Origin of the sequence: Pseudogulbenkiania ferrooxidans 2002 (assembly GCF_000174355.1) — a bacterium.
Taxonomy (GTDB): domain Bacteria; phylum Pseudomonadota; class Gammaproteobacteria; order Burkholderiales; family Chromobacteriaceae; genus Pseudogulbenkiania; species Pseudogulbenkiania ferrooxidans.
Map to the genome: position 1 here is coordinate 153,735 of NZ_ACIS01000006.1, position 22,671 is coordinate 176,405.

General features: G+C 65.5%; 25 protein-coding genes and 1 tRNA gene. 20 read left to right on the plus strand and 6 right to left on the minus strand.

The window, feature by feature from the left end:
* Nucleotides 1-15: 15 nt before the first annotated feature.
* The 6 genes from motA (at nucleotide 16) to FURADRAFT_RS11865 (ending at nucleotide 4,276) form a co-directional block, all read left to right on the plus strand.
* Nucleotides 16-879, plus strand: coding sequence for a flagellar motor stator protein MotA (gene motA / locus FURADRAFT_RS11840; protein ID WP_008954393.1), 864 nt, complete (start codon nucleotides 16-18; stop codon nucleotides 877-879).
* Nucleotides 880-890: 11 nt separating this feature from the next.
* Nucleotides 891-1,868 (plus strand): flagellar motor protein MotB, encoded by a 978-nt coding sequence (locus tag FURADRAFT_RS11845; RefSeq protein ID WP_008954394.1) that lies wholly within the window; start codon nucleotides 891-893, stop codon nucleotides 1,866-1,868.
* A gap of 253 nt (nucleotides 1,869-2,121) precedes the next feature.
* Nucleotides 2,122-2,805, plus strand: a complete 684-nt coding sequence (locus FURADRAFT_RS11850) for a Crp/Fnr family transcriptional regulator (RefSeq protein ID WP_008954395.1) — start codon at nucleotides 2,122-2,124, stop codon at nucleotides 2,803-2,805.
* A gap of 64 nt (nucleotides 2,806-2,869) precedes the next feature.
* Nucleotides 2,870-3,145, plus strand: a complete 276-nt coding sequence (flgM, locus tag FURADRAFT_RS11855) for a flagellar biosynthesis anti-sigma factor FlgM (protein WP_008954396.1) — start codon at nucleotides 2,870-2,872, stop codon at nucleotides 3,143-3,145.
* Nucleotides 3,142-3,567: a flagellar export chaperone FlgN gene (gene flgN / locus FURADRAFT_RS11860; RefSeq protein ID WP_008954397.1), complete on the plus strand. Its 426-nt coding sequence runs from the start codon at nucleotides 3,142-3,144 to the stop codon at nucleotides 3,565-3,567. Before flgM ends, flgN begins: the two co-directional genes overlap by 4 nt.
* Entirely contained in the window at nucleotides 3,554-4,276 is a 723-nt protein-coding gene (locus FURADRAFT_RS11865; RefSeq protein WP_008954398.1) for a glycoside hydrolase family 73 protein, read from the plus strand. Before flgN ends, FURADRAFT_RS11865 begins: the two co-directional genes overlap by 14 nt.
* Before the next feature lie 206 nt (nucleotides 4,277-4,482).
* Here FURADRAFT_RS11865 and flgA read toward each other — a convergent pair whose 3' ends face one another.
* Entirely contained in the window at nucleotides 4,483-5,205 is a 723-nt protein-coding gene (gene flgA / locus FURADRAFT_RS11870) for a flagellar basal body P-ring formation chaperone FlgA (protein WP_008954399.1), read from the minus strand.
* Between the two features lie 125 nt (nucleotides 5,206-5,330).
* On the opposite strand from flgA, the gene flgB reads away from it, so the two are divergent.
* The 13 genes from flgB to FURADRAFT_RS11935 all read left to right on the plus strand — a co-directional run bounded on the left by flgB (nucleotide 5,331) and on the right by FURADRAFT_RS11935 (nucleotide 15,578).
* Entirely contained in the window at nucleotides 5,331-5,687 is a 357-nt protein-coding gene (gene flgB, locus FURADRAFT_RS11875) for a flagellar basal body rod protein FlgB (RefSeq protein WP_008954400.1), read from the plus strand.
* A 6-nt stretch (nucleotides 5,688-5,693) separates the two neighbouring features.
* Nucleotides 5,694-6,116: a flagellar basal body rod protein FlgC gene (gene flgC, locus FURADRAFT_RS11880; RefSeq protein WP_008954401.1), complete on the plus strand. Its 423-nt coding sequence runs from the start codon at nucleotides 5,694-5,696 to the stop codon at nucleotides 6,114-6,116.
* Nucleotides 6,116-6,796, plus strand: coding sequence for a flagellar hook capping FlgD N-terminal domain-containing protein (locus tag FURADRAFT_RS11885; RefSeq protein WP_008954402.1), 681 nt, complete (start codon nucleotides 6,116-6,118; stop codon nucleotides 6,794-6,796). The genes flgC and FURADRAFT_RS11885 overlap by 1 nt, the downstream gene beginning before the upstream one ends.
* A 12-nt stretch (nucleotides 6,797-6,808) precedes the next feature.
* Entirely contained in the window at nucleotides 6,809-8,008 is a 1,200-nt protein-coding gene (locus tag FURADRAFT_RS11890) for a flagellar hook protein FlgE (protein ID WP_008954403.1), read from the plus strand.
* A gap of 3 nt (nucleotides 8,009-8,011) precedes the next feature.
* Complete coding sequence (locus FURADRAFT_RS11895) at nucleotides 8,012-8,737, plus strand: flagellar basal body rod protein FlgF (protein WP_008954404.1); 726 nt, start codon at nucleotides 8,012-8,014, stop codon at nucleotides 8,735-8,737.
* 18 nt (nucleotides 8,738-8,755) lie between these two features.
* Nucleotides 8,756-9,544 (plus strand): flagellar basal-body rod protein FlgG, encoded by a 789-nt coding sequence (flgG, locus tag FURADRAFT_RS11900; RefSeq protein WP_008954405.1) that lies wholly within the window; start codon nucleotides 8,756-8,758, stop codon nucleotides 9,542-9,544.
* On the plus strand, nucleotides 9,541-10,188 hold the full coding sequence (gene flgH, locus FURADRAFT_RS11905) for a flagellar basal body L-ring protein FlgH (protein ID WP_008954406.1): 648 nt from the start codon (nucleotides 9,541-9,543) through the stop codon (nucleotides 10,186-10,188). The genes flgG and flgH overlap by 4 nt, the downstream gene beginning before the upstream one ends.
* A gap of 8 nt (nucleotides 10,189-10,196) precedes the next feature.
* A complete protein-coding gene (locus tag FURADRAFT_RS11910; protein WP_008954407.1) occupies nucleotides 10,197-11,303 on the plus strand; it encodes a flagellar basal body P-ring protein FlgI in 1,107 nt (368 codons plus the stop codon).
* Between the two features lie 12 nt (nucleotides 11,304-11,315).
* On the plus strand, nucleotides 11,316-11,768 hold the full coding sequence (locus tag FURADRAFT_RS11915) for a hypothetical protein (protein ID WP_008954408.1): 453 nt from the start codon (nucleotides 11,316-11,318) through the stop codon (nucleotides 11,766-11,768).
* Nucleotides 11,769-11,778: 10 nt separating this feature from the next.
* Nucleotides 11,779-13,152 carry a flagellar hook-associated protein FlgK gene (flgK, locus tag FURADRAFT_RS11920; protein ID WP_008954409.1) on the plus strand — a complete coding sequence of 458 codons (1,374 nt, stop codon included), beginning with the start codon at nucleotides 11,779-11,781 and terminating at the stop codon, nucleotides 13,150-13,152.
* A gap of 10 nt (nucleotides 13,153-13,162) precedes the next feature.
* The gene (gene flgL, locus FURADRAFT_RS11925; RefSeq protein ID WP_008954410.1) at nucleotides 13,163-14,074 is read left to right on the plus strand and encodes a flagellar hook-associated protein FlgL; all 912 of its coding nucleotides are present in this window, start codon (nucleotides 13,163-13,165) and stop codon (nucleotides 14,072-14,074) included.
* A 13-nt stretch (nucleotides 14,075-14,087) separates the two neighbouring features.
* On the plus strand, nucleotides 14,088-15,125 hold the full coding sequence (locus tag FURADRAFT_RS11930; protein ID WP_008954411.1) for a hypothetical protein: 1,038 nt from the start codon (nucleotides 14,088-14,090) through the stop codon (nucleotides 15,123-15,125).
* 377 nt (nucleotides 15,126-15,502) lie between these two features.
* Nucleotides 15,503-15,578 (plus strand) — tRNA-Asn (locus FURADRAFT_RS11935).
* On the opposite strand, the gene FURADRAFT_RS21370 is transcribed toward FURADRAFT_RS11935, so the two are convergent.
* The 3 genes from FURADRAFT_RS21370 to FURADRAFT_RS11950 form a co-directional block, all read right to left on the minus strand.
* Nucleotides 15,537-17,126, minus strand: coding sequence for a recombinase family protein (locus tag FURADRAFT_RS21370; RefSeq protein WP_008954412.1), 1,590 nt, complete (start codon nucleotides 17,124-17,126; stop codon nucleotides 15,537-15,539). The two genes, FURADRAFT_RS11935 and FURADRAFT_RS21370, sit on opposite strands and share 42 nt — an antisense overlap.
* A gap of 9 nt (nucleotides 17,127-17,135) precedes the next feature.
* Nucleotides 17,136-17,630, minus strand: a complete 495-nt coding sequence (locus FURADRAFT_RS20580; RefSeq protein WP_150105060.1) for a hypothetical protein — start codon at nucleotides 17,628-17,630, stop codon at nucleotides 17,136-17,138.
* Between the two features lie 192 nt (nucleotides 17,631-17,822).
* Nucleotides 17,823-18,851 carry a tyrosine-type recombinase/integrase gene (locus tag FURADRAFT_RS11950; RefSeq protein ID WP_008954414.1) on the minus strand — a complete coding sequence of 343 codons (1,029 nt, stop codon included), beginning with the start codon at nucleotides 18,849-18,851 and terminating at the stop codon, nucleotides 17,823-17,825.
* Nucleotides 18,852-19,021: 170 nt separating this feature from the next.
* Between FURADRAFT_RS11950 and FURADRAFT_RS20585 the strand changes: the two genes are divergently transcribed.
* The gene (locus tag FURADRAFT_RS20585) at nucleotides 19,022-19,219 is read left to right on the plus strand and encodes a hypothetical protein (RefSeq protein ID WP_150105061.1); all 198 of its coding nucleotides are present in this window, start codon (nucleotides 19,022-19,024) and stop codon (nucleotides 19,217-19,219) included.
* Between the two features lie 123 nt (nucleotides 19,220-19,342).
* Here the strand turns inward: FURADRAFT_RS20585 and FURADRAFT_RS11955 are convergent, their stop codons facing one another.
* Complete coding sequence (locus tag FURADRAFT_RS11955) at nucleotides 19,343-19,606, minus strand: hypothetical protein (protein ID WP_008954415.1); 264 nt, start codon at nucleotides 19,604-19,606, stop codon at nucleotides 19,343-19,345.
* Between the two features lie 268 nt (nucleotides 19,607-19,874).
* Nucleotides 19,875-22,670: a toprim domain-containing protein gene (locus FURADRAFT_RS11960; RefSeq protein WP_008954416.1), complete on the minus strand. Its 2,796-nt coding sequence runs from the start codon at nucleotides 22,668-22,670 to the stop codon at nucleotides 19,875-19,877.
* Between the last annotated feature and the right edge of the window lies 1 nt (nucleotide 22,671).

The following is a 22,671-nucleotide window of genomic DNA, read 5'->3' on the forward strand; positions in this document are numbered from 1 at the left end:
CCTGGAAAGGCAACTATGCAGCAACTACTCGGCATCGGCATCGTTCTCGGATGCGTCTTCGGCGGCTTCATGCTGGGCGGGGGCTCGTTCCACGTCATCTGGCAACCGGTGGAACTGCTCATCATCTGTGGCGCCGCGATCGGCGCCATCGTGCTGGGCAACCCCAAGCACGTGCTGCTGGAAATGGGCGGCCAGATCAAGCGCGTGGTGCTGCGCAAGAAGCACGGCGCCGAATTCCAGCGCCAACTCTTGCTGTTGATGTACGAACTCCTGATCACCGCCAGCCAGGGCCTGAAGGCGCTCGACGAGCACGTCGAGGCGCCGCGCCAGAGCCCGCTGTTCAACCGCTACCCGCTGGTGCTGCAGCAGCCCAAGCTGCTGGCCTTCATCGTCGACAATTTCCGCCTGATGGCGATGGGCAAGATCAGCGCGCACGAGCTGGAAGGCGTGCTCGACCAGGAAATCGACGCCATCCACGAGGAGCTCAACCAGCCCTCCAAGTCGCTGCACAAGATCGGCGAGGCGATGCCGGGCTTCGGCATCCTGGCCGCGGTGCTGGGCATCGTGATGACCATGAACAGCGTCGGCAACGGCGCCACCACCGGCGAGATCGCCGAGAAGGTCGGCGCCGCCATGGTGGGCACCTTCATCGGCATCTTCTTCTGCTACGGCGTGCTCGACCCACTCAGCAACGTGATGCACCAGCAGGTCAAGGAGGAGCTCTCCAACTTCGAATCGGTCAAGGTGGTGATCACCACGCATGCCTCCGGCAAGCCGCCGCTGCTGGCGATCGACGCCGGGCGCCGCCTGGTCCAGCTCAACACCAAGCCGAGCTTTTCGCAGCTGGAAAGCTGGATCAACGCGCTGCAAGGCGTGTGAGGTAGCGCACCGTGAGCCTGGACAAGAAGAAGGAAGGCACCGCCGCCGTCATCAAGAAAGTGTCGCGGCGCCAGGACGATGGCGGCCACAGCGGGGCATGGAAGGTGGCGTTCGCCGACTTCGTGCTGGCGCTGATGTGCCTGTTCCTGGTGATGTGGCTGCTCGCCTCGCGCGAGCAGGAGACCATGGCGCAGCTGTTGCGCAACGGCGGCGGCAGCCCGCTGGCGGAGGGCACCCAGTCGCGCATCGAGCACCAGGGTACGCCGCACGGCAGCCTGATCCCGCGCGAACTGGTGCCCGGTCAGCAGGCCACCGAGTCGCGCCCCAATTCGCAGGTCAAGAGCAGCGCCCAGCCCTCGGCGCTCGACGACGGCAACGGCGCCAAGCTGCGCCGCCGCTACGACAGCGCCGCCGACCTGCAGAAGCTGGCCAAGATGATGTCGGACCTGTCGGTCGAGGCCGGGCTCGCCGGCAACATCCAGACCGTGATCACCCCCTACGGCCTGCGTGTGATGCTGCACGATACCGACAAGCAGGGCATGTTCGAGCGCGGCAGCGCGGTGATCAACGAGCGTTTCAAGCACCTGCTGCAGAAAATGGGGCAGATGTTCGCCCACATCGACAACCAGCTGCTGCTGGTGGGCCATACCGACTCGCTGCAGTACAAGGGGCAGGACTACGCCGCCTTCTCCAACTGGAGCCTGTCCAGCAACCGTGCCATGGCGGCGCGCATGCAGCTGCTGCTGGGGGGAATGGCCAGCAACGGCATCCTGCAAGTGGTCGGCATGGCCGACCGTGCCCCGCTCGATGCGCGCCATCCGGACGCCGCGCTCAACCGCCGCATCGAACTCCTGGTGCTGACCACCGGCCAGGCGCAGACCGTGGCGGCGATGTTCGGCATGCCCGGGGAGGGCGGCCAGCCCGCCGCCGGCGCCGAGAAACCCTCCGCGGCCGAACTGGCCGCGCTTAAGCAGCAACTGCGTCCTTAAGCCCCGCCTTACCTCTTCCTCAACAAAAGCCCGGACAAAAATCCGGGCTTTTGATCGTCTGAATCAAGAAAAGTTCACTAATTGCTTTGCAAAACTTTACAATGAGGCAGTTATTAATAACAATGGCGCCGTTAATCGATTTGGCATGGCCGGACAAACAAAAAAATGCCAATAACCGTTCGCTCCACAACGTTCATTCCATGCCGCGCCACGCGATGGTGTTTGTTTAAATAGCTCGTGCACATATAAAAAAATGACAAAGCAAGATATCAAACAGCTCCTGCTCGCGACCGATTTTTTCGGTAGCCTCAACGATTTCGCTCTCGACGAATTGATCGACCTCGCCGTTCCTCTGAACTTGCGCAAGGGCGACCCGCTGTTTCTGGAAGGGGGAAACAGCGCCGCCATTTATCTGCTGACCGAAGGACGCATCGAGTCCTTCGTCTCGGACGGAATGGGCAAGAAGTTCGTGTTCATGTTCAACGAACCGGGCGAACTCATGGGCGAGGTCTCCTACCTGGACGGCGGGCCGTGCGCCTGGAGCGCCGTGGCCGAGCGCGACTGCCAGCTCTTGATGTTCCGGCGCACCGATCTGGTCAGCGTGTTCGGCGTGGCCGACGGTCTGCCCTGCGAGACCATCCGCAGCAAGATCCTGCTGCGACTGGCGGGCATGGTGCGGCGCATTTCGACCTCGGCCAAGAACCTGGCGCTGCTCGACGTCTACGGCCGCATCCGCATCCTGTTCAACGAGCTGATGGTCGAGGAGGACGGCGTGCTGCAGCTCGACAAGCCGCTGACCCAGCAGGAAATCGCCGACCAGATCGGCTCCTCGCGCGAGATGGTGGCGCGCATCCTCAAGGAGCTGGTCTACGGCCACTACATCCGCATGGAAAACCGCCGCATCGTGTTGCTCAAGATGCTGCCGGAGAACTTTTAAGTTTTTCTGGCAGGCGGTCGTCTTGTCTCTATAAGACAGACGAATTGCATTGACGAGGCTCACCATGCGCATCACTCCCCAACGCCCTGAACGTCGCGACGTCGCCCCGGCCGAGCGCCCGGCCACCTCCCCGACCGCGCCTGCCGTCCGCCCTGCGGCGGCCGCCGAGGCCAGTGGGGCGGCGTTGCTGGAGCCGGCGCAGGCCGCCTTGCGCGCCGCGCCCGAGATCGATCTCGAGCGCGTCGCCGCGGTCAAGGCGGCGCTGGCGCGTGGCGAGGCCCCGTTCGACCCGGAACGGCTGGCGGCGCTGATCGACCGTTATCACGGCGGGCGCGGATGAGCCGCGAGGCCCGTTTCCGCCAGCTGCTGGGCGACATGCGCCTCGACCTGGCCGATTACCAGCAACTGGAACAGCTGCTGGAGCGGCAGTTCAAGGGCGTGATGGGCCATGACGCGGCGACGCTGGCCGAGACCGGCGAGCGGATCGTGACGCTGGTCGACCGGCTCGACGTTCGCCGTCGCGCCCGGCGCGAACTGGCGGCCGAGCTGCTGGGGCGGCCGCGGCGGCTGTCGGTCGAGGAGGTGCTGGCACAGCTGCCCGCCGCCCCGCGTCAGGCCTGCGAAGCGCTGTGGGCGACGCTGCGCGGGCGGGTGGCGCAGTGCAAGACGCTGAACGAGCGCAACGGCCGGCTGCTGATGGCGCAGCACGACAACCTGGAGCGTGTGCTGTTCGGCGAGAAGGATATCTATGTTCCGCTCTGATCCAACCCTCGGTTCACTCCCTTTCGACGCCGCCTGGCGCGCCGTGGCGCTGCCGTTGCCGGCGGCGGGCGAGGGCGGCGGCTTCTCCGCGCTTTATCGCCAGACCCGGCAGGAGGTGGTCGATTCGATCGAGAAGGGGTTCGGCGCGAGCGAGATGACGCTGTCGCCGGAAGGCGCCTGGGCGCGCCAGCGCGGTGCCGAGGCGGTGGCGGCCACGGTGGGTGGCGACGACGCCAGCACGCCGGGCACGGCACAGCAGGCGTTCCTGAGCCAGGTCGAGCCGTACGCGCGCGAGGCCGCGGCGCGGTTGGGGGTGGCGCCGGATCTGATCGCCGCGCACGCCGCGCTGGAGTCCGGCTGGGGCAAGCGCCCGCTGACACAGGCCGACGGCACCAACAGCCACAACCTGTTCGGTATCAAGGCCGGCGCGGGCTGGCAGGGCGAGGTGGTGACGGCGCTCACCACCGAGCACGAGGCGGGCGCCGACGTGAAGCGCAGCGAGCGCTTCCGCGCCTATCCGGATTGGCGCGGCGCCTTCGCCGACTACACCCAGCTTTTGGCCGGCAACCCGCGCTTCCGCGGCGTGCTCGGCGCGGGCAACGACGCCGCGGCATTCGCCCAGGCCTTGGCCAAGGGCGGCTACGCCACCGACCCGGACTACGCCGGCAAGCTGGCGCGGGTGGTAGCGTCGATCCGGGCGGGCAGCTGAGAACCCATTTACGATCTTGCTGTGCACCCCTGATCGGGGCTCATGTGCTGCTCGAAATCCTCATGTACTGCAGTACATTCCGGTTTCTGCGCTGCTCTTCACCCCGCTGAGGGGTGCTCGCGACAGATCGTAAGCGGGTTCTGAGCCGGGGCGCCATGCAAAAGCCCCGTCCGGGACGGGGCTTGTGTGCGTCTGAGGCAGGGCCCTCACTCCGGCACCACCCGCCCGGCCTCGGTGACGCGGGCGCGCAGGATCTTGCCGCTGCCGACGTTGCGCACGCGGATGACGTCGTTGCGGCGTCCGCTTTCCAGTGATTCGCCCGGCGCCGTCACCACGATCGCCTCCTTGCTCGCCACGATCTCCACCGCGTCACCACGCCGCACCAGCACGACGGCCTCCAGCAGCTTCCTGCGCAGCGGCTGGCCGCGTCGCAGCGCGCTGCGGCTGCTCAAGCCGACCGCCTCGGCCGGGCTGTGCAAACCCTCTTCCAGCTCGTACACCGGGCGCTGCGCCCATTCCACGTCGTCGGCGCCGAGCACCTTGCCGGCGTCGAGGTCGCGTGTCGCCACCAGTTGACGCGCATCGAGTTCGGCACGCACGGTGTAGACGGTGCTCCAGCCCTGCGGCTCCGGGCAGCGCACGGTAAAACGCAGGCGCGACAGCGAGGCGGTGTCGAACGCCTCGACCTCCAGCGGCTGGCGGCAGGCCGGCAGCGCCGCCGCCTCGCGCGGCGGGATCGGCGTCAGGCGCGGCCGTGCCTGCTCCAGCCCGACCCGGGCCGCGGCGTCGTCGAGCCAGCGCCGGGCGTGGGTCAGCACCGCGCGGTCGAGTTCGCGCGCGGCCGGGCTGGGGTCCGCAGCGGCCGGCAGCGACAGGGTCAGCAGGGTCAGCAACAGGGGGGTAGGGCGGAGGGTTGTGAATATTGCCATTTGCTCGGGCTTGGTAATTATTACATGTACGTCGGGAGGGCCAGTTATTAGTATCGCCTTTCAAGTAAGGCGGCTATTAGCATAGCTCTGTTTTTCAATGGTATTGAACGGAATCGGGCGTGGCAATGGGCATACATTTCGACAAGGCGCTGGATATCCACCCGGAGGCGCTCAAGCTGCGGGCGGAACGCACCAAGGTCCTGGCATCCAACATCGCCAACGAAACCACGCCGGGCTACCAGGCGCGCGACGTCGATTTCCGTTCGGCGCTGGCCGCCGCTGCCGATGAAGCCGATTTTCCGCTCGACGATTCGTCCGGTGGTCTGCTCTACCGCGTCCCCAACCACCCGTCGCGCGACGGCAATACCGTCGAGCTCGGCGTCGAGCAAGCCGAGTTCTCGCAGAACGTCTCCGAATTTCAGACCAGCCTGACCTTCCTCAACATGCAGTACAAGGGCCTGGCCAAAGTCATCGCAGGGTAATCCACCATGGCATTCAGGGATATTTCCCGCATCGCCGGTTCGGCCATGACGGCCCAGACCGTGCGTCTCAACACCGTCGCCAGCAACCTCGCCAACGCCGAATCGGCCTCCGGCTCGGAGGGCGCGGCGTTTCGCGCGCGCAAGCCGGTGTTCGCCACCGTGTACCGGGGCGCCGACAGCGACGGCGCCTGGCAGGGCGCCAGCGTGCAGGTACTCGACGTGGTGAAGAGCGACAGCCCGCTGCGCAAGGTGCACGAGCCGTCCAACCCGCTCGCCGACGCCGACGGCAACGTGTTCTACCCCAACGTCAATCCGGTCGAGGAGATGACCGACATGATGTCCGCCTCGCGCGCTTTCCAGACCAACGTGGAAGTGCTGGCGCGGGTGAAAACCATGCAGCAGGACCTGCTCAAACTGGGAGAAGGCTGATGACCGTCAGCAATTCGCTGTTGAACGACAGCACCGCATCGAGCCAGGGCGCGACCCCGGTCGCCAGCAACGGCCAGTCGCAGAGCAGTGGCTCGGACATGTTCATGACGCTGCTGATGGCGCAGATCAAGAACCAGAACCCGCTCGACCCGGCCGACCCGTCGCAGTTCGTCAACCAGCTGGTGCAGATGAACCAGATGCAGACCTCGCTCGGCATGCTGTCGCAACTGAAAGACAACGCCGTACTGCTGCGCGAGCTGCAGGGGCTGGGCTTGGGCAACCAGGTCGGCAACAGCGTGCTGGTGCAGAGCAATACCGTGCAGCTCGACGGCACGCCACTCTCCGGCCGCCTCACCCTGTCCGGCGCGGAAAACCAGGTCACGCTGCAGCTCACCGGCGCCGATGGCAAGCAGCACCCGATCGACCTGGGCGCCCAGCCGGCGGGCGAGGTCGCGTTCAGCGTCAACCCGGCCGACTACGGTCTTGCCGCCGGCAGCTATGCACTGTCGGTGACCACCGCCTCGCGCGCCACGCCGATGCTGGAGCTGGCCGCCGTGGTCCAGGGCGTGCGCCTGCCGGTGCAGGGCGGCGAGCCCATGCTCACCCTTTCCGGGCTGGGGGATGTCCCGGCCTCTTCGGTTTCCCGCCTGCTGGGGAACACCTCGTCCAGCGTCTCGTAAGCGGAGTCTTCCATGAGTCTTGAAATCGCCCTGTCCGGCATCAACGCGGTCAACTCCCAGCTCGGCAGCATCAGCAACAACATCGCCAACTCCGGCACCTACGGCTTCAAGTCGAGCCGTGCCAACTTCTCTGCCACCTACGCCGGCACCCAGGCCACCGGGGTCGAGGTCGCCTCCAACACGCAGAGCATCGGTCGCAGCGGCGGCACCGTCACCACCGGGCGCGCGCTGGACGCCGCGATCCAGGGCCGCGGCTTCTTCGTCACCCGTGACAACGCCGGCAGCGTCGCCTACACCCGCGTCGGCATCTTCAACACCGACAAGGATGGCGTGCTGGTCGACAGCTTCGGCCGCCATGTCCAGGGCTACGCCGCCGTCAGCGCCGCCAGCGGCGGCGCCCGCGGCGCGCTGGGCGACATCACGGTGCCCACCGGGCAGATCGCGGCCAAGGCCAGCGACACCCTGCAATACGTCGGCAACCTGTCGTCCGGCTGGACCACGCCGGCGACGGCCTTCGACCCGGCCGACCCGACCACCTTCAACGGCTCCAGCGTTTCCACCGTGTACGACTCGCTGGGCGAGAAGCACACCCTGACCCAGTACTTCGTCAAGAACGGCACCAACGACGTGACGGTGCATTTCGGCCTCGACGGCAGCCTGCTCGCCGACACCGCCGACCTGGCCTTCGACAGCAACGGCGCGCTGACCTCGTCGGCGCTGGCCAGCGGCGCCGCCGCGCTCGCGCTGGGCACCCCGACGGGCGCCGCGGCCTTGGCCGTCAAGCTCGACTACACCGGCACCACCCAGTTCGCCGGCGATACCACCACCACCGTCAACAGCGGCAACGGCTACGCCTCCGGCGCGCTCACCGGGGTCAGCCTGCAGGACAACGGCGACATCCTCGCCACCTACAGCAACGGCCAGAAGCAGGCGGTCGGCACCATCGCGCTGGCCAACTTCCCCAACGAGGACGGCCTGGTCCCGGTGTCCGCCACCAGCTGGGTGGACTCGCCGGCCTCCGGCACCGCGCTGCTCTCGGCGCCCGGCAGCGGTCTCGCCGGCACCCTCAGCGCCGGCTCGCTGGAGCAATCCAACGTCGACATGACCGCCGAGCTGGTCAACCTGATGAGCGCGCAGCGCAACTACCAAGCCAACACCAAGGTGATCTCGACCGAGGGCCAGGTGATCCAGGCGCTGATGCAGGCGGTGTAAGACATGGACGCGCTGATCTACACCATCATGAGCGGGGCCGACCGCACCCTCAAGGCGCAGCAGGTGCACGCCAACAACCTGGCCAACGCCCAGACCAACGGTTTCCGCGCCGATATCGAGGTGGCCAGCAGCCAGGCGGTACGCGGCTACGGTTACGACGCCCGCCACATGACGCGCGCCGAACCGAACGCCGTTGACCATCGCGCCGGCACCGTGGTGGAGACCGGGCGCGACCTCGACGTGGCGCTGCAGGGCGATGGCTTTCTCGCCGTCGCCGTCGGCAGCGGCGAAGCCTACACCCGCGCCGGCAACTTCAGTGTCGACGCCAACGGCGCGCTCACCGTCAACGGCCGGCCGGTGCTGGGCGACGGCGGCCCGATCGTGCTGCCGCCCTACGTGCGCGTCGCGGTGGCCGGTGACGGCACGATTTCGATCCAGCCGCCGGGAGAGACGGCAATGCAGGTTGTCGATCGGCTGAAGCTGGTCAAGCCGGCGCCGGAAGAGCTTTCCAAGGACGAGAACGGCCTGATCGTCAGCCGCCTCGGCAACACGCTGCCGGCGGACGAGACGGTGCGGGTGCAGGGCGAGCACCTGGAGCAGAGCAACGTGTCGGCGGTGGAGGAGATGATCGCCACCATGTCGCTCAATCGCGGTTTCGAGATGCAGATGAAGATGTTCAACGCGGCCAACGACATGGTCGAGGCCGGTAACCGCCTGGTGCGCGGTTAGGCAACCGAGGGGTAGGGCATGAATCCGGCATTGTGGATCAGTAAAACCGGCATCCAGGCGCAAGACGCGCGCCTGGGCGCCATCGCCAACAACCTGGCCAACGTCAACACGGTCGGCTTCAAGCGCGACCGCATGGTGTTCGAGGACCTGTTCTACCAGGTCGAACGCCAGCCCGGCGCCCGCGTCGACGCCAACAACGCCTCGCCGTCCGGGGTGCAGCTGGGCAACGGCACGCGCCTCCTGGGCACGCAGAAGGTGTTCACCAGCGGCAGCATCACCACCACCGGCCAGGCGCTGGACGTGGCCATCGTCGGCCAGGGTTTCCTGCAGGTGCAGATGTCCAACGGCGAAACCGGCTATACCCGCGCCGGCCAGCTGCAGGTCAACTCCGACGGCCAGCTGGTGAACGCGCAGGGCCTGCCCATCGTGCCCGCCATCACCGTGCCGGCCACGGCGACCTCGGTCAGCATCGGCGAAACCGGCACGGTGTCGATCACCCAGTCCGGCTCCACCGCGCAGACCGAGATCGGCCAGCTGACGCTGGCCAACTTCGTCAACCCCACCGGCTTGCTGGCGCTGGGCGACAACCTGTTCCAGGAAACCACCGCCAGCGGCACGCCCACCGTCGGCAATCCCGGCAGCGACGCGCTGGGCAAGCTCAAGCAGGGCGCGCTGGAGGGCTCCAACGTGCAGGTGGTGGAAGAGATGGTGGACATGATCGCGGCGCAGCGCACCTACGAGATGAACACCAAGGTGCTGTCCGCCGCCGACAACATGATGCAGTACCTGGCGCAGTCGGTGCGATGAAGCGGACGGCGCTCGTACTGGCCACGCTGCTGCTGGCCGGCTGCACCCAGACCCTGCCGCCGCCGCGCGCCGAGTTCGAGCCGCCGCTGCCGCCGAAGTCGGCGGCGCGCGGCGTGGGCGGCGGCGTGTACACCGCCGGCGGCGCCTGGTCGCTGGTCACCGACAGCCGCGCCTACCGCGTTGGCGACGCCCTGACCGTGGTGCTGGAAGAAACCACCCAGGCCAGCAAGAAGGCCGGCGCCCTGCTCGACAAGAAGTCGGGCGCCAGCATCCAGCCCACCATCCTCGGCAGCAAGACCATCAACACCAAGGTTGGCATCGACGCCGACCGCACCTTCGACGGCTCGTCATCGTCCACCCAGCAGAATGCCTTGTCCGGCGCGCTCAGCGTGATCGTGCACCAGGTGCTGCCCAACGGCCTGCTGCTGGTGAAGGGCGAGAAGCAGCTCACCCTGAACCAGGGCGAGGAGTACCTGCAGCTGGCGGGCTACGTCCGCGTCGACGACATCGATACCGACAACCGCGTGTCGTCGCAGCGCATCGCCAACGCCCGCATCGCCTACTCCGGCCGGGGCGTCCTGAGCGACGCCAACGCCCCGGGCTGGCTGACGCGCTTCTTCACCAGCCCATGGATGCCGTTCTGAGAGACCTCATGCCCTACCGTTACCTTTCCCGCCTGATGCTGGTGCTGGTGGCCGGCCTGTTGCCGCTCAACGCCGGCGCCCAGCTGCTGCGCAACCTGGTCAGCGTCGAAGGCATCCGCGAAAACCAGCTGATCGGCTACGGCATCGTGGTCGGCCTGGACGGCACCGGCGACAACTCGCAGGTGAAATTCTCCGGCCAGTCGGTGAGTAACCTGCTCAAGCAGTTCGGCATCAAGCAGCCCGAGGGCAGCAGCACCAAGGTCAAGAACGTGGCGGCGGTGATGGTCAGCGCCAGCCTGCCGCCCGGTTACCGGCACGGCCAGACCATCGACGTCACGGTGTCGTCGCTGGGCGACGCCAAGAGCCTGCGCGGCGGCACGCTGCTGCTGACGCCGTTGCGCGCCGCCGACGGCGAGGTGTACGCGCTGGCGCAGGGCAACCTGGTGATCGGCGGCCTGTCGGCGCAGGGCAAGAGCGGCTCCAGCGTCACGGTGAACACCCCGACCTCGGGGCGCATCCCCAACGGCGCCTCGATCGAGCGCGAAATCCCGTCCGACTTCGAGAGCGGGCCGTCGGTGCGCCTGAGCCTCAAGCGCCCCAATTTCGAGACCGCCACCAACATCGTCAACACCATCAACCAGCACTACGGTCGCATCGCCAGCACGCGCGACGCCACCTCGGTCGAGGTGCTGGCGCCGCCGGACCCGACCGCGCGCGTGGCCTTCGTCGCCCGGCTGGAGAAGCTCAACATCGGGGTGGGCGAGGAGACGCCGCGCGTGATATTCAATTCGCGCACCGGCACCGTGGTGATCAGCCAGGGGGTGACGGTACGCCCCGCCGCGGTGTCGCACGGCAACCTGCGCGTGGTGATCGCCGAGAGCTCGCAGGTGAGCCAGCCCAACCCGTTCGGCAAGGGCAACACCGTGGTCACGCCGCAATCGGACGTCAGCGTGCAGCAGGACCAGGGCCGCATGTTCAAGTGGCCGGCGGGCGCCAAGCTGCAAACCATCATCGACACCATCAACAGCACCGGCGCCACGCCGGACGACATCATGGCCATCCTGCAGGCGCTGGATCAGGCCGGTGCGCTGGATGGCGAGCTGGTGGTGATCTGAGGAGGTGCGAGCATGCTGAACACCGACGTGAAGCAGGCCGGCAGCGGCGCCGAGGGTTCTTCGGCCAACCTCGAGACCTCGGTGCAGCCGCCCTCGGCCGAGTACCGCAAGAAGGCAGGCAAGGCCGCCGAAGAATTCGAGGCGCTGTTCGTCCGCGAAATGCTGGGGCAGATGCGCAAGACCACGCGCTCCATGGCCGGCGAGGACAGCATCTTCGCCCAGTCCATCAACAGCGACCTGCTCGACTTCGCCGACACCGCGGTGGCCGGCCAGATCGCCCGGCAACGCGTGTTCGGCATCGCCAACGTCATCCTGGCGCAGCTGCTGCCCGGCGCAACGGTCAATGGCAATAATGCGCTTAAGGAAAACGCCGGCGGGGTCGCCTCTGTTTCCCAGAAGGCGCTCGAGACGGGCGCCGGCCTGGCCGCCTTCGCCACGCCGTTTTTTCCACTGAACCACAGATAGCCAGCCCGCCATGCGCATGATCCAGAACGCGCTGTCCGGCGCGATCGCCGCCCAGGCCGCGCTCAACACGGTCAGCCAGAACCTTTCCAACGAAATGACCCCCGGCTATTCGCGCCAGGGCGTGCTGCTGTCGACCCTGGTGCCGGGCGCGGGCGACCGCCTCGGTGCCGGCATGGGCGTCGACGTCACCGCCATCCGCCGCTTCAGCGACAGCTACAAGAACCTGCAGATGTGGCAGGCGGCGGCGGGGCAGGGCGAGCTGGCGGCGGCGCAGCCGTACTTCGCCCAGCTGGAGCAGGTCATGGGCAGCGATGGCACCAGCCTGTCGGGCGGCCTCGACAAGTTCTACAGCGCGCTCAACGCCGCCAGCGTCGAGCCCAGTTCGGTGCCCTTGCGCCAGCAGGTGATCAGCGAGGCCGACGCGCTGGCGCGTCGCTTCAACAATCTCAACGGTGTGTTCGCCACGCAGCAGGCCTCGCTCAACGAGCAGCGCAGCGCCACGCTGGCGCAGATCAATACCATCACCCAGTCCATCGCCGCACTCAACGGCAAGGTGGCGGAGGCCGACGCGGTCGGCACCAACGCCTCCGGGCTGCTCGACGAGCGCGACCGCCAGATCGACGCGCTGGCCGCGCTGGTCGACGTGCGCGTCAGCCAGCAGCCGGACGGCAGCCTCAGCGTCACGCTGCGCGGCGGGCAGCCGCTGGTGATCGGCAATACCGCCGCCACGCTCGCCGCGCAGGGCAACGTCAACGGCACGCAGACCATGACGCTGCAGTTCGCCAAGGAGCGCTTCACGCTGCCCAACGACAACCTGGGCGGCCAGCTGGGCGGGCTCAACCAGTACCAGAGCGCGGTGCTGCAGCCGATGACCGACGCGGTACGCACCCTGGCCGGCGAACTGGCGACGCGCACCAACGCCCAGCTTGCCAGCGGTTTCGACCTCAACGGCCAAGCCGGCGCGGCGCTGTTCGTCTTCGATGCGGCCAGCACCAGCGGCATGCTCCAGGTCAGCGCCATCCAGGCCGACCAGCTGGGCTTCTCCAGCGATCCCGCCAAGCCCGCCAACAGCGACAACCTGCTGGCGCTGATCGCCATCAAGGACCAGAGCATCGCCATGACCGGGCTCGGCAACGTCACCATCAGCGATGCCTACGCCCAGCTCACCGGCCACCTCGCCATCGACAGCCAGCAGAACAAGGCCGGGCTGGAGACCGCCTCGGTAGTGCGCGGCGAGGCCGAGAAGAACTGGAAGTCGACCAGCGGCGTCAACAGCGATGAAGAAGCGATCAACCTGGTCGAGTTCCAGAAGATGTACCAGGCCAACATGAAAGTCATCGCCGTCGCCAACCAGCTGTTCGACAGCACCCTGGCGATTTTCTGAGGAAGCCACCATGCGCGTAGCCAGTAACCAGTTCCAGGCCTCGATGAGCGCCGCCATGCAGTCGGCCAACAGCCGGCTCGCCGACCTGCAGCAACAGATGTCCTCCGGCGACCGCCTGCTGGTGCCGTCCGACGACCCGGTCGCCAGCGTGCGGCTGCTGCGCCTGCAGCGCGAAGAGGCGGCGCTGACCCAGTACCGCGACAACATCGCCGCGTTGCGCTCGCGGCTGTCGATGAACGAGTCCTACCTCGACGGCATGAGCAAGGACATGATGCAGGCGCGCGACCTGCTGGTGTGGGCCGCCGACGGCGGCAATACCGCGGACGACCTGCGCGCCATGTCGAGCTCGCTCGCCAACCTGCGCGACAGCCTGTTCTACGCCGCCAACACCAAGGACCAGGAAGGCCGCTACCTGTTCTCCGGCACCGCCAGCGCCACCCAGACCATCGCCGTCGACAACACGCAGCCCGCCGGCAGCCGCTACAGCTTCAGCGGCAACACCGACCGCCAGCAGGTGGTGATCGGGCACGGCGTCACCCAGCCCGCCAACGTCACGCTGGAAGACATGGCCGCCTTCCTCAACCAGCTCGACCAGACCATCGACACCCTGCAAAGCCCGACGCTCGACCCGGGCAACCCGAGCGTGGGCCAGACCGTGCGCCAGACCCTCGACGGCACCGATACCGCGCTCAAGGCCATCGGCGTCAAGATCGCCCAGCTGGGCGGGGCGCAGAATACCCTGCAGATGATGGACGACAACCACAGCAACGTCAGCCTGGCCAACCAGCAGAGCATCGCCAACCTCGGCAACCTCGACTACGCCGAGGCGTCGATCAACATGAACAGCTACCTGCTGGCGGTGCAGGCCAGCCAGAAAGCCTACGGCAAGATCAGCGCGCTCAGCCTGTTCGACGTGATCTGAGGCCGCTTTCACCATGAATTCCCTGATTTCCTCGCTGGACTCCACCAGCAGCCGCACGCGTCGCAACAGCCCCGGCGGCGTGCAGCCGGCGCCGGCGGCCACCGATCTGCGCAGCACGCCGCAAGCCCCGGCCGAATCGGCCGTGGCCGGCACCACGGCTGCCAGCGGCTGGCGCTACAGCAGCCAGCTCAACGAGCAGCTCACCGCCGCCCAGCGCGCCCTGGGCTTCGTCGACGGCCTGGCGGGCCAGCTGGAGCAGCTCAAGACCGACCTCAGCCAGCAGCTCGCCCAGCGCCGCATCGACCGGGAAGGGCTGGAGGCCCGCATCGGCCGCTTCGCCACCACCCTGGCGCAGCGCCATGCCCAAAGCGGCGGCAGCGTCGACGGCAAGCTGCGTTTCCATCTGGCGGCCGACGCCCGGCAAGACTTCACCGTACGCGGCATGGACCTCGACAGCCTGCGCCGCGGGCCCGCGGAAACGCTGGCGCTGTTCAGCGGCGAGCGCGGCACCGCCGCGATGTCGTTCAACGTCGGCGGCGACGTCAGCGAAGACGAGATCATGCGCCGCCTCAACCGCGCCCTGGCACCGTCAGGCATCCGCGCGGCCATCAACGACGACGGCCAGCTCGGCTTCTCGGTGGACGAGGCGGCCTGGCCGGCCATCCGCGACCGCCTCGCGGTACGCGGCGGCGGCGTCCGCTTCCCCTCCGGCCAGCCGCAGCGCGTCAAGACCGAGGCCGAACCGGAGCGGCTGGCAACCGGCGAGTGGCAGGTGAACGACCATGCCCACGTGCGCCAGACCCTGCAGCGTGTGGTAAGCGCCCTGTCGCAGCTGCGCCAGGCACACAGTGCCATCGCCAGCGCCATCGACCAGGCGCGTGACGCCATCGACCAGCTGTCGCGCATGGGCGAGCAGAGCTGGGCGCAGGAGTTCGTGGCCGATTTCAACGCGCGCCTGAACCAGGCCGGCGACTACCGCTCCTTCCTCGGCGTCATCCCGGCCCTGCTGGGCGTGAGCCGCTATCGCGTCGTCTCGCTGCTGGCGCTGTAACAACCCGTTCACGATCTTTTTGTAGCGGCGGCCGCACCCGATCACACCGGCGGGGCCGGCAAACGGCCAACGACGTCGTTGGCAGGCTTGGCCTTGCAATGCCAAGGCCGGCGTCGTCCGCCTCCTATTAGGGCTGTTTGCCGGGGCCGCGCCGCTCATAAAAAGATCGTGAGCAGGCTCTACGCGGAGCGCCGCCGCCGGCAAGGCTTGCAGGGTGGCGCGGTGCGTACCGGGATGATCCGCTCCCCAACCCGGGGCCGTTCGGAAGAAGCCAGACTGCTCCTGTCGCTGCCGCCCGGGTGGTTTGAGATAAAAATAATGCGAGATCGCTTGACGGGTGGATTTTCGTTCAATACAATTGCTTTCTCTTTAGATGTTCCCTGATAGCTCAGTTGGTAGAGCGACGGACTGTTAATCCGCAGGTCGCAGGTTCGAGCCCTGCTCGGGGAGCCAGAATTCAGTGCTGTGAACCACAGGTTCACGGCACTTTTCATTTGTGCCAACGATCCGTTCGGGTCGGTATTCCATCTCAACGTCAGCGCTGTTCAGCACGATGCGGTCAATAAACTGGCCCATCAGCAATCTCAGCTTTTTGTTGTCCGTAGTGCCTCTCAAGATGTTGACCATCGTTTCGGTAGCGATCCGAACCTGGTTCTCCGATATGTCGACCTCGGGCATTTCCTCGGACTCGATCACGGCCAGCTCATCCTGCAGGGCCTTGATGTTGGCGTTGATCTCACGCAGCCGCACGGTCAGATCGCCCAGGTTGGGTGCGTCTTTACCGTGCAGCTCGAGGATGTCGAAGAGATTCTGACGGCGCTTGTTGGCTTCCTTGATGTGTCGCATCACGCCGGCGATCCGCCGATCACGATCTTCCTGCCAGTTGTTGGTGAGCTCGCGCACTTCGGCAATGACCTCACGCATGCGCTCAGGGGAGAGGATGCGTTGAATGATGGTGTCCATCATCCAGGAGTCGAATTGTCCAGCCGAGATTCGCCGGGGACGACAGCCACCACCTTTCTGCGACCGGCTGCAGTTGTAGTAGTGATAGATCTTGTTGCGGCCGTTGGCGCTTTCAGTCTGCATGGCGGCGCCACACTCACCACACCGGAGAATGCCGGTAAACACAAAGGTGCTGTGCGGGCTGCCACCTTCGCCAGAAGGCGATCGCATCTTGAGTTCGTGCCGGACCCGCTCCGATTCCGCTTCGCTCACGATCGGCTCATGTGACTTGGTCATGATCCACTCGCTTTCCGGTTTATCCCGTCCGGTTTTTTTGTCCCGACGGTTGAATGCCACATAGCCCGCATACGCCGGGTTTTTCAGCAGGTTGGTGATGTGGCCTTTCGTCCAGGTTCGGCCACGGTAGAGCAGGCCTCGCTCGTTCATGCTCATGGCGATCAGCTTGCAGCCAGATCCGGCAAAGAACATGTCGAACATTTCCCGCACCAGGATGGCCTCGTGCTCAAGGACCTGCAGGCGCCTCCGCTGGCCATCGGATACCACCTGGTATCCGAATGGGACCGTGCCGCCGTTCCAGAAACCGTCCCGGGCATTCTTGAGCATGGAGCGTCGAGTGTCGCGGGACACTTGCCGGCTGTAGTGCTCGTCCATGATCTCGAAGATCGATTCCGAGAACCAACCCTCGTCGGTTTCATTGTCAATGTTGACCGCGACATAAACCACCTTGGTGCCGCCACCCTCGAGCAGCTTTTTATGACTGGCGGCGTCGAGTTTATTCCTGGCAAAGCGGCTGGTATTCCAGACGATGAAATAGTCGATGTCGTATCCCTCGCAGAACTGGATGGCGTTCTGGAAGGCGGGCCGGTTTGCTGTTCGACCGGAGATACCATCGTCGCGGAATACTCGCAAAACAGTGGCGCCCAGCTCGGCGGCTTTCTTCTCGGCCTGCTCGATCTGGCTGTCGATCGAAATGCCCTCATCGGCCTGGCGACTGGTACTGACCCGGGCGTAGATGATCGCGGTCTTTTTCTTATTCATGTTCTGATTTTATTTGTTATTGATGATGTGGCTTATGCGACTTGGTTCGAGTTTTTCACATAGTCCTTCGACCAGGCGGTAATGAATCTCCTTCGGGCTGAGCCCGGCCTTGGCCAGTTGTTTGATGTATAGGTTGCGCTGGAACATCTGGTAAGACTTGTACCGGCGCAGGTTGATCTCGAGGTTCCCCTTCGGGTGCTGAAACTGTTCCTCGGCGTCCAGGATGCGCCACATGGCCAGGAAGGCGTCCATGCCTATCTCGGCGGCGACGCGCTGCCAGGTGGCGTTCATGCCCATCAGGCGCAAATGATCCAAGCGCGGATCGCGCGCGAAATTTTTTTGGGAAGCCCCTACCTGAAGTTGAGAAGAGGTGCAGACATCCAGGTACCCACCCCCCTGCCGGGTGGTGGTCGGATGGCCTTGCCGACCCCCCACCCCTAGCGGGGCGGAGAGGCCGACAGGGACACTCCTTGCAATTCCCATCACACCACTTCGCTTTTCCATACCGTTTACCCCCTTGTGATGCCCGTCCCGTCGTTGGGTGACTTCGCTTTTTGACAGAAGGCGAAGTGGAGACAGGTGCAGTCTGATTTCTGATTTAGCCCGTTCTGAAGGTGACTTTGCGAAACCGCTGCACGTCCCTCTCGACGGCGTGTCTACCCTGCAAGTTAATTCCTGCACTATGGCTTGTAAGAATCAACGACGACCACGGACGTGTCCTGATGGTTGTCTGCTCATCTCCCCCAGCAGCTGGCTGACTGGCGTGGTGACCTTGGCCAGCGGGTTGGCCTGGTCAACGCTCTTGGTCAGCTTGCGGAACGCCAGGTGGGTGTAGATGGCGGTCGACTTCGGGTCCTTGTGGCCCATCAGGTTCTGGCGCTCGAGCAGATCGATATCGCCCTCGGCCAGCTCGGTGCCAAACAGGTGGCGCAGGGCATGGGGGTTCAGCTGCTCCTCGGGGATGCCGGCCGCCTTGCCGTGGCGCTGGATCATGGCGAACACCCCGCGCGTGGAGAAGCGGCGGCGCTCGCCGTAATACTCGTGAGCGGGGCAGCGGCGGTTGCGGGTGGTGATGAACAGCACGCGGTCGCCGCTCGGGGTCGATCGGTCGATTCCCTCCAGATCCGGGTGCTCCATGTACACGCGCAGCAGCAGATCGGCTTCGCGGGGAACCGGGATCAGGCGTTCCTTGCCGCCTTTCTCGATCGGCTTGAGCGCCAGGCGCGGCTCGCCGTCGACAACCTGGGTAGTCAGGTTCCCCTCGTTGAGTGCCGCGAGGCCGCTCACGCGCAGGCCGCAGCCCAGCAGCAGCGCCAGCATGGCCGCATCGCGCACGCCCTCGAAGGTGTTGAAGTCCGGCGCCCACATCAGGCGCTCGGCGGTGTCCAGCGTCGCCACCCGCGGTAATTTGCCCGGCTTGCGTGGGTAGGGCACGGCCTGGGAGGGATCGCGGCCGGTCAGCCCGCGCACGGCCGACAGATAGCGGTAGAGCTCGTGGATGCAGGCCACATAAGGGGTGCGGCTCACCGGCGCCAGTTTCAGCTGCTTGTGCAGGTAGGGGCCGCAGAAGGCCAGCAGCTGGTCGCCGTTGACCTCGAGGGGGTCGCGGCCGTCCAGCCAGGCCTCGTAGCGCACCAGGATGTCGCGGTAGGCCCGCACGCTGCGATCGGCCAGCCCGTCGTTATCAGCTTTGAAGAGAAGGAACTCTTCGAACAAGCGGTTCATTTCGATCTCCGGGGGGACACAGGCAAATTTACCCGTGGACGTGTGGATTTCCGTCGATGGTATCGGAAATACCATTCAAATCAATACTTTGCCACTATTTATGACCCACGGAAAACCTGTGGAACGCCTTCACAATCTGTGGCTTAAAAAATAGGCAGTGGCTCAAACCCGTGGATTCCCTTCACCCCTTCTTTTCTCCGCTTTCTTTCTCTTTCTTCTTGTTTTTTAAAGAAAAAGAGAAAGAGAAGGGGGCGGCGCCGGAAAATGGCCCGGTGGAAAAAAACGGGCAAGCCGTGGAAATTGGAAGTGATTCCGTGGAAATTTTTGGCAAACCGTGGATTGTGTTTTCTCATAAATCAATGACTTAGGTTGGGATTGGGCCGAAATCCACAGGTTTTTTCTGATACTGCGCTACCCGATGGCGGAAGCCTGCCCCGGGCCCAAAAAAACCGCGCCGTTCTCGGGCGCGGTGTCGTCTGGGGCCTGCGGGGCTACAGCTCGCCGTCCCAGTCCTCCAGGAAGTCGCGGGCGGCATCGATGGCGACGGCCGGCGTGGTGTACCAGCCGCCGATCGGGATGCCACGCACCAGGGCGCGGTGCTTGGTGATGACGGCGCCGGCTTCGCCCACGCGCTTGGTGCCGTCCAGGAAGCCCTGGCTCTCGGTGATGATGGGGTAGCCCTTCAGGTGGTCCAGCCGCTCGGCCGGGGTCAGGGCGGCGAACTGCTCAAAGGTAAGCGTGGCGGGGTGTGGCATGGTGATGTTCTTTCAGAAAAGCGAAGTGGCCGGGTTTAGCGCAGGTGCTCAGGAAGGGCTGCCAGCTCATCCTCTACTTCCGAATTGAGTTCATCACAGCATCGGGCTGCAGCTTCATGGCTGGTGAACCATCCGGTAGTTTCAAACTCGCTATCGCTAGAAATAGGAGTCCTCTGGCATGCAAATTTGTCCCCAGTCTCATTCTCGATTACGTCCCAGTATCCAATGCTCATGACTTCCTCCCTTCGGCCAACCTTGGCCATGTTGATCAATATCCACGCTCAAACACCGGCGCCGCATGCAGCCCCAGCTGGGCCAGCTTGCTCACGCTGATGGCCACCATGTGCGCCTGGCGCCGGCGGCCGACTGTTTTCTCGACGTCCTCGTCCACCACCACGCCGCTCTGCAGCAGCTGGCGCTTGAAGATGCGGCCGGTCTTGACGGGGAGGTGGTCGAACTTGGCGCGCAGGTGCGGCGCCGTGCTGATGTGGTCCATGACGTGCGAGGGCAGCACGAACAGGCATTCCTCCTCGCGACCGTCGACCACCAAGGTGTCCCAGCAATAGGGGTGCTCGAAGCGCTGGGCGGCGAGCTCGGACAGCAGGATCTCCATGATCCACACCCACGGCAGGCGGGTGCCGTCGGTGTCGGCGATGTGGGCGTTCATCTCGGCGATGATGTCTTCGATGAAGTCGCCCTGGCCGATGTCGATGCCGGCGAACTCGGTCAGCAGCGCCCAGGCGGTCATGATCGCGGCGTAGTTCTCCATCATCCGCTTGGCGGTGGCGTCGCCTTCACCGGCACGGCCGCGCTGCTGGCAGAACGCCACGTAGCGCTTGTGGGTGTCACGGATGCGGGCGGCATCGATGCCGGCCAGGAACTGCAGCCACTCCCACACAGGGAACTGCGGCAGCTCGTGCGGGATGATGGCGCCCTGTTTGGCGATGGCCAGGGTGGTGCGGCAGATCTTCGACTGCAGGCTCTCCACGTCCACTTCCTCGCCGGCCAACAGCACCGGGGCGCACATCAGGTAGGGCGTCAGGGTGGCGCCAACGCGGGTGAATTCGAAGCGGTAGGTGGACTGCAGCAGGCCGTCGATGTCGGACAGGATGGACTTCGGCAGCTTGGAGAATTCGTCCCAGCCCACTGGGTGGGTGGTGTACGACACCGACGCCCGGCGCCGGTGGTCGGTCTTGAGCATCTGGCCGGACAGCACCTGGAAGGCTAGCGTAGCCTGCATGCTCTCCAGTAGCTTGGATTTGCCCGACCCCTTCTCGGCCTGCATCTGGAAGTGGGGGTAGAAGCCCAGCACGTTCTTCAGGTGCGCGCCCAGGCCCCATACCAGGCCGATGGCAGCGGCGTTTTCCTTGAAGGTGGCCTGATAGGCATTGATTACCGCGCGGGCGTTCTGGGTGGAACCGCGCGGAAAGCTCATGTTGTTGTACAGGCACTGCTTCTGCGGCTCGACGAAAAAGCAATCGTTGCCCTCGAGGGCGGCCAGCTCTTCGCCGCGCCAGGCGAGCCCGACGAAGTTCACCACATCACGAGCCGCCAGATCGGCCGAACGCTCCAGGATGTTCACCATGCGGGCGAACTTGGCCGGGTTCCAGATGTGGCCGAACTTGGCCTTCCACCATTCCAGGTTGTAGAGCTTGTCGCCGGTCACCACCTCGCGCTGCAAGTGGGGGCCGTTGCGCGCCAGCTGGCAGCTGATGCCGAACACGGTTTCCGGCTGGTTGTCCGGCATGCCGTTGATGGTCGACAGGTGCGACTGAATCCGCAGGCGAGACAGACCGGCCACGCGGAAGGAACACAAGTCGCCGTAGACCTCGCTGCGGCTCACCTTGCCGTCGTCGTCCTTGCTGTCCTTGAACTCGTCGACGTGCCGGGTGAAGTCGTCCAGTACCTGGTAGCGCCAGTAGACGGACAGGTCGTGACCCTGCAGGAAGACGCGCTGGCGGCCATTGAGCTGGTGACGGCGATCGGCGTCGACCGACGGCTGCCCCGGGATCAGCCACTGGTCCAGCTTTTTCAGCCGGATTCGCAGCTCCTCGGCACCGTGGTCCTTCAGCACATCGTTGATGTCCTCGCCTTCCTCCCAGTCCAGCATGTCCACCAGGCGATTGGCGATATCGCTGGCGGTCAGTGCGTCAGCCACCTTCCACGCCGCTTCCATGCCGGGGCGGGTACGGGTTTTCTCGTTCAGCTTGTCGGTGTGATCGAGCGCCACGATCACTTTCTTGCCGCGCGCCCAGCTCCAGTCGAGGTTGGTGTTGGCCACGCCGCGGATCGCCACCACGGCGACGCCGGGATAGTTCTGCAGGGCGGTTTCGATCGACAGGGCGTTGATCGGGCTCTCCACCACGTAGACGGTATGCGCCCGCTTCAGGCGGGCGAGGTCGGAGGTCCAGAAAAAGCCGACCTTCTCGCCCTGGCATTGGGTTTTCACGTCGCCGTTCAGCGCCGGGTCGGCGTAGCGCAGATCCACCGCCACCACCTTGGCGCCGGCCAGGCTGCGCACGATGAAGGCGACCGCCGGGCCGCCGTACCCTGGCTCGCCCTCGGCCACCTTGGTCGAGGTCCAGGTGTTCCAGCCGATCGCACGCCGGCGGATGGCATCGTGGACTACCTGCTCGGCGATGCCGCGCCCGGTCAGGTAGGCCACGGCCGGCTCGGTGTCCTTCAGACAGCGCTCGGCGATGTATTCCACCGTGCTCTTGCGCTCCGGTACCGCGCTCTTCTCCCGGCTGGGGCGTGGGATGGTGTACCAGTCCGCCAGCAGATTGGCGGCGTCCATCGGGTCGTTGGCACGGCCGGCGTACATCACCAGGTCGATGCTCGTGCCGCCGATGTCGGCGGTGTGGTCCTTCCAGCCGGTGCCGTGCTTTTCATGGTTGACGTAGATCGACAGCGAGGGGTGCTTTTCCTTGCGGGACGGTGAGAAGTAATTGCCGTCGCGTCCCTGGCGTTCCATGCCCAGCCGATCGGCCAGGTCGTGCAGATCGATCTCGCTTTTGAGGCGAGCGAACCATTCCCCCATGGCGGGGTTGTTGTTTGGTGTCATG